Origin of the sequence: Catenulispora sp. GP43 (assembly GCF_041260665.1) — a bacterium.
Classification (GTDB): domain Bacteria; phylum Actinomycetota; class Actinomycetes; order Streptomycetales; family Catenulisporaceae; genus Catenulispora.
Window position 1 is genome coordinate 164,818 of the sequence record NZ_JBGCCT010000025.1, and the last position, 7,647, is coordinate 172,464.

At 73.0% G+C, this 7,647-nt stretch carries 5 protein-coding genes; 4 read left to right on the forward strand and 1 reads right to left on the reverse strand.

Annotation, left to right across the window (positions count from 1 at the left end; all coding sequences use genetic code 11):
• Positions 1-15 precede the first annotated feature (15 nt).
• Entirely contained in the window at positions 16-942 is a 927-nt protein-coding gene (locus ABH926_RS38420; protein WP_370370892.1) for a hypothetical protein, read from the reverse strand.
• A 166-nt stretch (positions 943-1,108) separates the two neighbouring features.
• Here ABH926_RS38420 and ABH926_RS38425 point away from each other — a divergent pair, with 166 nt between their 5' ends.
• The 4 genes from ABH926_RS38425 to ABH926_RS38440 all read left to right on the forward strand — a co-directional run bounded on the left by ABH926_RS38425 (position 1,109) and on the right by ABH926_RS38440 (position 7,266).
• Complete coding sequence (locus ABH926_RS38425; RefSeq protein ID WP_370370893.1) at positions 1,109-2,098, forward strand: TIGR03557 family F420-dependent LLM class oxidoreductase; 990 nt, start codon at positions 1,109-1,111, stop codon at positions 2,096-2,098.
• 188 nt (positions 2,099-2,286) lie between these two features.
• Entirely contained in the window at positions 2,287-2,859 is a 573-nt protein-coding gene (locus tag ABH926_RS38430) for a chaplin family protein (protein ID WP_370370894.1), read from the forward strand.
• A gap of 223 nt (positions 2,860-3,082) precedes the next feature.
• Entirely contained in the window at positions 3,083-3,754 is a 672-nt protein-coding gene (locus ABH926_RS38435) for a hypothetical protein (protein WP_370370895.1), read from the forward strand.
• A 686-nt stretch (positions 3,755-4,440) separates the two neighbouring features.
• Positions 4,441-7,266 carry a SpoIIE family protein phosphatase gene (locus ABH926_RS38440; RefSeq protein WP_370370896.1) on the forward strand — a complete coding sequence of 942 codons (2,826 nt, stop codon included), beginning with the start codon at positions 4,441-4,443 and terminating at the stop codon, positions 7,264-7,266.
• Positions 7,267-7,647: the final 381 nt, after the last annotated feature.

Here is a 7,647-nt window from a genome sequence, read left to right on the forward strand (position 1 = left end):
GGAGTAGGACCCGCCCTACAGCCTCCCGTAAGCCCGCAGCACCCGCAGCGCCTTCACCGTCACCCCCGGCCGCGCCTCCATCTCGGTGGTCGGCGACCACTTGGCCCAGTTGATGGGCCACCCGCCGTCCGCATCCTGCGATGCGGCCAGGTGGTCCAGGCTGCGCGCCATCTCCTCGTCGGTGAACCAGGCGCGGGCCGGGCTCGCGGGGTCCGGGGCGTAGTCGTGCGGGAGGTGGTACTCACCCTCGGCGTAGCCGGGTGCGATGACCGCCTCCTCAGGGTGCGCCGGGTCCAGCAGGACCGTGCGCTGCTCGCGCAGCAGCTTGCCGATGCGGTCGGCCTGGTCGGCGGCCCATGCCCGGTCCGGGGCGGCCTCCAGGAAGATCAGCGCCGACTCCACTCCGTAGGGGTGCGTCTGCTCCATGGCCTCGACCTCGCGGCGCGCGAAGGCGACCGCCGCCGGGATCCAGGGGTGGGTGACGCCGCTGCGCAGGACCGGGCCGAGGACCTGGCCGGTGGTCAGCAGGTCGGCGGCGGGGTCGGCGGCGACCGGCAGCCACGGCGGGCGCGGGTAGGCGGCCAGGGTCGGCAGGACCGCCGGGACGCCGCCTTCGGCGGTGGTGACCGTGGTCAGCCAGTCCAGGACCGGGGTCACCGATTCCGCGTCGAGGCGGCCGGCGTCCCGCAGGACCGCCAGTGCGGTGGCGGCGGTCAGCGGCTGGGGTTCGGGGCCGCGGATGTCCGGTTCGAGTCCGTACGCGTAGCCGCCGTCGGGGGTGCGGTAGGCAGCCAGCGCCGCGGCCAGGCCGGAGCCGTCGGGGGCGCCGCCGAACAGCAACTCGAAGCGGCGCTGCTCCAGCACGCGCCCGGAGGTCCACACGAAGCCCGCGGCCCGCTCCAGCACCGATGACGGTGTCGCCGGGGAGATGTTCTGGTTCATGCCCCCGACGCTAACCGCGCCCGGCCTGCCCGTCTTGAACGTTCCGGCCATCGCCGACACCGTGCCGAAGGCCACAGCGCTCCCACACGACATGTACAGGGCCCTGCTCTAAGGTCGGCTATGACGTAGCAATGAACATGTTCCAGTTTCGTTGGGAGCCATAGTCGTGAGCACACCGCATATCGGTTACGCCGCCATGTTGGAGCAGTTCGGTCCGATCGAGGTGACCGAGTACTCGGCGCTGGCCGAGCAGCACGGGTTCACCGGCACCATGGCCGCCGACCATTTCCAGCCGTGGGTGCCGCAGCAGGGGAACGCGCCGTTCGTGTGGAACGTGTTGACCGCCATCGGCGAGCGGACGACCACGGACCTCGGTCCGGGGGTGACGTGTCCCTCGTTCCGGATGCATCCGGCGATGGTGGCGCAGGCTTCGGCGACGCTGGAGGCGATGTATCCGGGGCGGCACTGGCTGGGGCTGGGCTCCGGGGAGGCGTTGAACGAGCACATCGTCGGCGGGTACTGGCCGGAGGCACCGACCCGGGTGGCGATGATGTTCGAGGCCATCGAGGTGATCAACAAGCTGTTCACCGGCAAGGACGTGAAGCACTCCGGCAAGTACTTCACCCTGGAGACCACCCGGTTGTGGACGATGCCATCGACACCGCCGCCCATCTACATCGCCGCCGCCGGCCCGTACACCTCGCGCAAGACAGGTGAGCTCGCGGACGGGATCATCACCCCGGGTGCGGCGCACTCGAAGGTGGCCGGGGTGTTCGAGAACTTCGCCGCCGGGGCGCGCAAGGCCGGCAAGGACCCCGACGGCATGCCGAAGATCCTTCAGCTGCATCTGTCCTGGGCGCCGACCGATGAGGAAGCCCTGGCCAACGCCGTGACCGAGTGGCCCAACGGCGGAATGAAGTTCCCCAAACAGGACATCCGCTCGCCGTTCGACTTCGAGCAGATGGCCAAGCTGGTGCGGCCGGAGGACTTCGAGGGCCGGATGGTCATCTCCTCCGACCCGGACGTGCACCGGGCCTCGATCCAGGCGTTCCTGGACCTGGGCGTGGACCGGATCTACCTGCACAACGTGGGCCGCAACCAGGCCGAGTGGATCGAGGTCTTCGGCCGCGAGGTGCTGCCGAAGCTGACCCGGTAGTCGCCGGAACCCGCCGACGGATTCCGGCGGGTGCCAGCGATCGTGTGATCGTGCGCCGACTGGTCCGGATGGCTGACATCCGGGCCGTCGGCGCTTCGCGTCCCGCAACCCGCGGCGCGGATGTTCGTTGTCGATCTCTGAAGGGGCGGATCGACGCCCCGGCCTCATCGACTTGCCAAGGGACATCCATGCACGGGTTTGTGAAGAAGGGTCTGCTGCTGTCGCTGGCCGCGGGCTCGCTGATGGTCAGCGGCGCGGGCGCGGCCGCGGCGGCCGACTCGGCCACCACCGAGGGCGCCGCCGCCGACAGCCCCGGGCTGGCCTCCGGCAACGCGGCGCAGGGCGCGGCGGACGTGCCGGTGCAGGTGTGCGGGGACGCCGGGTCGGCGGGCGCCGCGCTCACCGACGCGCTGGAGAACCGCTGCACCACCTGGGACAACCGTTCCTCGGTGCGCGGCGCGGCCGCCGACAGCCCCGGCGCGGTGTCCGGCGACGTCGTCGGCGGCGCGCTGGACGCCCCGGTGCAGGGCTGCGGCCTGGCCGGGACCGTCGTCGGCGCGCAGACCGACGCCGACGGGAACAGCTGCGACGACGTGCACACCGGCGCCATGGCCGTCGGCACCGCCGCGGACTCCCCCGGCGCCGTCTCCGGCGACGTGGTGCAGACCTCGGTCAACGCGCCGATCCAGTCCTGCGGCGACGCGCTGTCGCTGGGCAGCTTCGGCACCGGTGCGGAGGACAACCACTGTGTGAACGGCTGAGCGCCGAACACTGGTGAACACCCCCTGAACACTCCCGCTCCACCTCCCCGGTCCGGCCCCGCCACTGCGTGCGACGGCCGGACCCGGACTTTGCGAGGTCTTTCGATCCCTCTTTCGAGGGAACGCAGGATTCGCGCGGCGCGTACTCCCCGCTGTGGGCAACACACTGACCGTCAGGTCCGCAGCCCAGGAGGGTGCGGCACAAAAGGGGAGGTGGGTACGCGTGGCTACCCGGCACAGGAAGCCCGGCCCGATACGCAAGACCGCTGAGACGCTGCTGGGCGGCGCCGCGGGCATCGGGGCGGTGACCGCCGTGGCCACCGTGCTGCACACCGGGGCGGGCACGCCCGCCGCGGCGGGGACGTCCGCCCAGAGCGCGCCGTCCCAGCCCGGGGCGTCGTCCTCGGGGGCGAACGCCGGCGCGGACCCGGCGGTGGCGGTGGTCGGCAGCACGGTGCCGACGACCGCTTTGACGCCCGCGGCGCCGGCACCGAGCGCGACAGGTTCGGTGACGCCCTCGGACGTCGAGAGCACCGACACGCGCATACAGTACGAACCCACACACGCGGCTCCGCCGGCCTCGTCGCTGTCCTTCGCGCCGAACAGCCCGCAGCCGACGCAGGGGGCGTCCACACCCCCGCCGGTGCTGCGCTCACGGCCGCCTGCGCCGCCGACCGGGCAATCCAGCCAGCCCGGGCAACCCAGTCAGCCCGGCCCGCCGACGCCGACCAGCACGCCGCCGGCCCCGCCGACCACACCGCCCTCCCAGGCGCCCTCGCAGCCCGGGGGCGGCGGGAACGGAGGCGGCGACGGGGGCCTGGGCGGATTGCTGGGCGGGGTGCTCGGCACGCTCGGCAGCGTGACCGGCCTGCTCGGCGGGCTTGGAAGGCACTGACCGCTCCGCGCGGTGCCGAAGACCGGTCCGCACCGGCCTCAGCGGCTCACACCGGCCCGCACCGGCCCACACCGGCCCATATCGGCCACACCAGTCCGCATCGGCCCCGGCTTGTCAGTGGTTTGACACCGGGGCCGGGTGCGGAATCATTGTCCTGGCACCGTGTCCGTGTTATGCATCTCACGCGGTGCCCCGTCGGGCACGCATGCCCGCCCCGCCGTCGAACCTCAGGTCGCGGGCATGACGGTGACCTCGGCGCGGCCAGCTGTACGGCACCGGTATCGGTGATCGTCAAGTCGGCGCGATAGCCCTCGCCCCGATGACTGGCTACCTTGAACTGCACGAGTGCGGAGGCTGAGACGGGAGCGGAGGATGACGCGGCAGAGGTGGGGGTCGTCGGGGCCGTCAAGGCCGGCGCGCCTCGCCGTCGATCCCCGGAACAGGTGTCAACACTCTGGCATTGCCGCGATCTTCGCGCAGTGCTGCCACGATCGGGGACATCAGCTATCGCCGAGGCCGGATCGGGGCACAACCTCCGTGGCCGGGCAGCTGGTGAGGCGGCCCCTCGACCGGGCGGAAGCGCCGCGCCGGATGGGGCAAACCACGGCGCGCGGTGAGGATGTGTCGGCATGATTGTGTCTGGGCCCCCGCCGGGGTCCGCACGGACCACCCACAGGACGGCGGGAATGGCGTCGGCGTTCGACCTCTCCGGTTTCTCGGTCACCGACATGGTCGTCGCCTCCGGCGAACTGCGAGCCGCCACCGCCGGGGCCACCTCCATGGAGGAGGGCTCGGCGGCCATCGTCGAGTGGCTGCGGCACGCCTTCACCGACCCGGCCACCGGCCGCCCGGCCTTCGCGCTGGCCCGGATGTTCCACACCGTCACCTGGGACCGCCTCACCCCGGACCTGCGCTCCTACGTCGGCACCCGGGACCCGGCGGCCGCGGCCAACGACGACGGCCTGCCGTACCTGACGCTGCTGGCCACCTCCGGCGACCACCCGCACTGGTCGGACCGCCGCAACAGCCGCGACCACCAGGCGATCCCGCTGTCGGCCTCGGACGTGGTGCGGCGCGCGCCGCTGGCGCTGGCGCTGCTGGACCGGCTGCTGGGCCTGCAGCCGGCCCCCGACCCGGTGCCCGCGCGGCCGCACGGCGCCGAGGTGCCGGGGCTGTCGGCGCGGCTGCGGGACCGGTTCGACGTCTTCCATGTGCCCGAGGCGCTGGGCAGCCCGTACGTGCCGACGCCGGAGTTCGTGCGCGACTACCAGATCCGCTCGGCGATCGCGCTGGGCGCGGTGCTGGACTCCGGCGGGCCGGACCACCCGGATCTGCCCGGGGTGCGCAACACCTCGCTGTACACGGCGCTGCTGTATTCGCGGGTCCGCATCCCGGCCGAGACCGCGACGCACTTCCGGACGCTGGCCGCGGCGATCCGGCTGGCGCTGACCCCGCTGCTGACCGTCCCGCTGTTCGCGCCCTCCGCCCCGGCGGTCGGGCACCAGGTGTTCGGGGCCCGCAACGGGAACGGTTCGGGCAGCGGCACCGGCAACGGGGTGAGCGCCGCGCCTTCGGGGAACGGCGTCCCGGCGCCCTCGCCGGGGCCGTCAGGGAACGGACACCGGCCGGCGGCACCGCTGGTGCCGCAGCAGGCCTCCGCGCCGCCTCCGTCGTCCTCCTCGATGCCGGCCTCCCCCGGCGACGGCAACGCCGCGGCGCTGGCCGCCGAGGCCGAGCTGCGGGCCTCGCAGCGGCGGCTGACGCAGGAGACCCGGATCGTCGAGACGCTCTACATGATCGGGCAGTCGCTGCACCGGGAGCTGGACACCCGCAAGATCGCCAAGCTCGCCACGGACGCCGCGACCACCGCGATCGACGCCGAGTTCGGGTCCTGCTTCTACACCCTGACCTCGACCAACGGCCAGGCCCAGACCCGGTTCGCGCTGGCCGGGACGGTCCCGGGCGAGCGGTTCGAGAACCTGCCGATGCCGCGGCCGACCTCGCTGGTGGGCGCGGCGTTCCCGGGCACCGCGCCGATCCGCTCCGGCGACATCGCCGCCGACCCGCGCTACGGCCAGCGCGCGCCGTTCCACGGCCTGCCGCCGGGGCACCCGCCGGTGCGCTCGTTCCTGGCGCTGCCGATCACCACCATCGGCGGCACGGTGCTGGGGTCGATGTACTTCGGGCACTCCGAGCCGAACCGGTTCACCGAGCGCGACGAGCAGATCGTCAAGGGCATCGCCGGCCAGGCGGCCTCGGCGATGGACAACGCACGGCTGTACCGCCAGGAGCGCGAGACCGCGGTGGAGCTGCAGAACTCGCTGCTGCCGGCCTACCCGCCGCAGCTGGCGGAGCTGGAGATCGCCTTCACCTACCTGCCCGGCGCGCAGGGCACGCAGGTCGGCGGCGACTGGTTCGACGTGATCCCGCTGGCCGGCGGGCGGGTGGCGCTGGTCATCGGGGACGTGATGGGGCGCGGCATCAAGGCCGCGGCGATCATGGGGCAGCTGCGCACGGCGGTGCGCGCGTACGCGGTGATGGACCTGCCGCCGGGGCAGATCATGCACCTGCTGAACCGGCTGGTCTGCACCATGCCGGCCTCGGCCGCCAGCAGCTCGGCGGCCCTGAACGCGCTGAGCGCCTCCGGGACGCACCCGGCCGGCATCGGCGCCCTGGGACCGGCCGACGACGGCGTCGCCGAGCAGATCGCGACCTGCGTGTACGCCGTCTACGACCCGGCCGAGGAGGCGCTGACCTGGGCCAGCGCCGGCCACATGCCGCCGGCGCTGATCACCCCGGAGGGCACCGCGCACCTGCTGGAGGACGACCTCGGGATGCCGCTGGGCATCGAGGAGGCGGTGTTCGACGAGAAGGTGCAGAACCTGGGCGGCGGCAGCAGGCTGCTGCTGTACACCGACGGCCTGGTGGAGTGCCACAACGCCCCGCTGACCGAGCGGCTGAACCGGCTGGCCACCGAGCTGGTCCGCTCCGACGACGGCCCGCTGGGCTCCTCGGCCCCGCTGGGCTCGGAGACCGTCCAGCGCACCTGCGACCGCCTGCTGCACGCGATGCTGTCCGGCGACGAGCACGACGACGTGGCGCTGCTGATGGTCCGCACCCGCCCGACCCGCATCCGCAAGGCGGCGCTGGACCTGGACCCGGACCCGATGGCGGCGCGCGCGGCCCGCCGCTTCGTCACGGCCACGCTGACCGACTGGGACCTGGAGCACCTGACCGACGACGTGCTGTCGGTGGTGACCGAACTGGTCACCAACGCCACCCAGCACGCCGCGACCACCAGCCAGCTGGCGCTGCGCTCGCACCCGGGGCGCCTGATGGTGGAGGTCGCCGACGCCGACGGCCGCATCCCGCGCCCGGCGGTGACGCAGCACATGGACGAGCGGCACCGCGGGCTGTTGATAGTCGCGCAGCTGTCGCGGCGCTGGGGGGTGCGGCCCACGGAGCACGGGAAGATCGTGTGGGCGGAGATGGGCGAGTCGGCGGAGGCGTGAGGGCGGCGGGTCGTGCGAGAGGCGGCGCGGCTGCCGAGTAGCTGCCGACGGCGCAGCCGCTGAGCGGGTACCCGGCGGGGCGGCGGTCAGGCGGAGCGGCGGTCAGGCGGGCGCGCTGCGGCTGGTTGGCGGGTTTACAGGCATTTTTACGGCTTCGCGCATGGTTTGCCTGATCCGCTGGTGGCGCGGTTCGAGTGCGCCTCGGGTCGTGTAGGGGCGGCGGTGGTGTGGGTAGGTGGTCGGGTCTACTGCCACAGGCCACAGTCAAGAGCAAGGTCAAGAGCTGAAAGGCGCCTCCGGCGGCAATGCCACGTAGCTTAGTTTGATCTTGTTGCTGTGGCTGGGTGGTGCCGGATGGTGGGTGGGGTGTGGTGGCGGGTG

Bases quoted from the DNA above. Each gene is read 5' to 3' on its own strand.
- ABH926_RS38430 (WP_370370894.1), top strand. From the start codon at position 2,287: ATGCACGGGTTTGTGAAGAAGGGTCTGCTGCTGTCGCTGGCCGCGGGC.
- ABH926_RS38420 (WP_370370892.1), bottom strand. From the start codon at position 942: ATGAACCAGAACATCTCCCCGGCGACACCGTCATCGGTGCTGGAGCGG.
- ABH926_RS38440 (WP_370370896.1), top strand. From the start codon at position 4,441: ATGGCGTCGGCGTTCGACCTCTCCGGTTTCTCGGTCACCGACATGGTC.